Here is a 2376-nt window from a genome sequence, read left to right as displayed (position 1 = left end):
GCGGTGAAGGCCGGCCTGCTGGAGGAGCCCGATCTGAAGGGCATCTACGACCTCGCACCGCTCAACAAGGTCCTCGAGGCCGAGGGCAAGGACGAGGTCGACGACGCCGGTCTCGGCGCCGAGTAGCGACAACCGGACCTCCTCAGGCCACGGCGGCACTACGGCAGCACCGCGAACCCGTCCAGTTCCACCATCGCCTCCTCGTCCCACAGCCGCACGACCTCGACGACCGCCATCGCGGGGTAGTCCCGGCCCGCCAACTGCCGCCAGATGCTGCCCAGTTCGGCAGCGTGGACGCGGTAGGCGGCGACGTCCGTGGCGTAGACGGTGACACGGGCGAGGTCGGACGGGGTGCCGCCCGCCGCCTGCAGCGCGGTCAGCAGGTTCGTCAGCGCCTTCTCGAACTGCTCGGGAAGGGTGGTCCCGGTGACCTTGCCGTCGGTGTCGAGGGCGGTCTGGCCCGCCAGGAACACCAGGCGGGATCCGGTGGCGACGACGGCGTGCGAGAAGCCGGTGGCCGGGGAGAGGTCGGGCGGGTCGATGCGCTCGGCGGTCACGGGGTCGCCTCCAGGCTCGCGTACAACTCCTTGGCGATGATGCCGCGTTGGACCTCGCTGGCCCCCTCGTAGATGCGCGGTGCGCGCACCTCGCGGTAGAGGTGTTCGAGCAGATGCCCGCGGCGCAGCGCCCGCGCGCCGTGCAGCTGGACGGCCGCGTCGACGACGTACTGGGCGGTCTCCGTGGCGAGCAGTTTCGCCATGGCGGCGCGTTGCGGGACGTCGTCGGCGCCTTCGTCGTACGCCGTCGCCGCCGCGTACACCATCAGGCGGGCCGCCTCGGTCCGTACCGCCATCTCGGCGACCCGGTGGGCCACGGTCTGGAGGTCCCTCAGCGGGCCCCCGAAGGCCTCCCGGCGGGCGGTGTGCGCGAGGCTCGCGTCCAGCGCCGACTGCGCCATCCCGACCGCGAAGGCGCCGACGCTGGGCCGGAAGAGGTTGAGGGTGCCCATGGCGACGCGGAAGCCGCGGTCGGCCTCGCCGAGCACGTCGTCCGCCGTCACCGGCACGGCGTCGAAGTCCAGGGCCCCGATGGGATGCGGCGACAGCATGTCGAGGCCGGTGCCGGTGAGGCCGGGCCGATCGCCCGGCACGAGGAAGGCGGTCACCCCGCGCGCGCCCGCGCCCGGTGTCGTCCGCGCGAAGACGGTGTAGTGGTCGGCCTCGGGGGCGTTGGAGATCCAGCACTTCTCCCCGGTGAGCCGCCAGCGGGACGGGCCGTCGGGCTCGGCGGCGAGGGACAGCGCCGCCGCGTCCGACCCGGCCCCCGGTTCGCTCAGCGCGAAGGCCGCGACCGTGGTGCCCTCGATCACCCCCGGCAACAGGCGTTCACGCTGGGCCGGGGTGCCGTGGGCGTGCACCGGGTGGGCGCCCAGGCCCTGGAGGGCGAGAGCGGTCTCGGCCTCCGTGCAGGCGTACGCGAGGGACTCGCGCATCAGGCAGAGGTCGAGCGCGCCGGAGGTGAACAGCCGCTGCAGCAGCCCGAGCCGGCCGAGTTCGGCGAGGAGCGGCCGGTTGACGTGCCCGGGCTCACCCTTCTCGGCGAGCGGGCGCAATCGTTCGGCGGCGAGGGTGCGCAGCTCGGCACACCAGGCGCTTTGGTCCGGTTCGAGCGAGAATGCGGGCACTGCCGGTCCTCCCTCCGGGGCGTGACACCTCGACGGTATCGCGTGACATTGACTGCCGTCACCAATGCGATACGCTCCTTGTGCGAGCCCACCCGACGCCCACCAGGCAAGGGGCGAACCGCCATGGCCGGACTGACCCGCTCCGCCCACGTCGACACCTTCGCGCGCGACCATCTCCCGCCGCCCGACCAGTGGCCCGAGCTCCGCTTCGACCTGCCGGAGCTGCGCTACCCCGAACGGCTGAACTGCGCCGCCGCACTCCTGCACGGCCCCCCGGACGACCGCACGGCGTTCCGCACCCCGCACGGCGAGCCGTGGACGTACGGCGAGCTGCGCGCCCGCGTCGACCGGCTCGCGCACATCCTCACCACCGGCCTCGGGATCGCCCCCGGCAACCGCGTCCTGCTGCGCGGCCCGACCACGCCCTGGCTGGCCGCCTGTTGGCTGGCGGTGCTGAAGGCGGGCGCGGTCGCCGTCACCGTGCTGGCCCAGCAGCGCCCGCACGAACTGAGCACGATCTGCGAGATGGCGCGGGTGCGGCACGCCCTGTGCGACATCCGGGCCGTCGACGACCTCGCCAAGGCCGAGATCCCGGGGCTGCGGATCACGACGTACGGCGGTGACGCCCCGGACGACCTGCTGCACCGCCCGGCGCCGGACACGCCGTACCCCACCGTGGACACCGCGGCCGA

3 protein-coding genes and 1 pseudogene are annotated in these 2376 nt (G+C 73.7%); 2 read left to right on the top strand and 2 right to left on the bottom strand.

The features are described from left to right. Nucleotides 1–126: pseudogene (locus ACTWQJ_RS50270) on the top strand (sulfate ABC transporter substrate-binding protein); the annotation flags it as partial. Nucleotides 127–158: 32 nt separating this feature from the next. Here ACTWQJ_RS50270 and ACTWQJ_RS50265 read toward each other — a convergent pair. After that, nucleotides 159–557 carry a RidA family protein gene (locus ACTWQJ_RS50265; RefSeq protein ID WP_443313025.1) on the bottom strand — a complete coding sequence of 133 codons (399 nt, stop codon included), beginning with the start codon at nucleotides 555–557 and terminating at the stop codon, nucleotides 159–161. Further along, on the bottom strand, nucleotides 554–1684 hold the full coding sequence (locus ACTWQJ_RS50260; protein ID WP_443313024.1) for an acyl-CoA dehydrogenase family protein: 1131 nt from the start codon (nucleotides 1682–1684) through the stop codon (nucleotides 554–556). Before ACTWQJ_RS50260 ends, ACTWQJ_RS50265 begins: the two co-directional genes overlap by 4 nt. A 123-nt stretch (nucleotides 1685–1807) precedes the next feature. On the opposite strand from ACTWQJ_RS50260, the gene ACTWQJ_RS50255 reads away from it, so the two are divergent. Continuing rightward, nucleotides 1808–2376 (top strand): AMP-binding protein (locus ACTWQJ_RS50255; RefSeq protein ID WP_443313023.1); only part of this gene is annotated, 569 nt, incomplete at its 3' end.

The organism is Streptomyces sp. KR55 (assembly GCF_052245645.1).
Taxonomy (GTDB): Bacteria; Actinomycetota; Actinomycetes; order Streptomycetales; family Streptomycetaceae; genus Streptomyces; species Streptomyces flavusporus.
The sequence above is the reverse complement of the archived record's forward strand: the minus strand, read 5'-3'. Positions and strand labels throughout refer to the sequence as shown.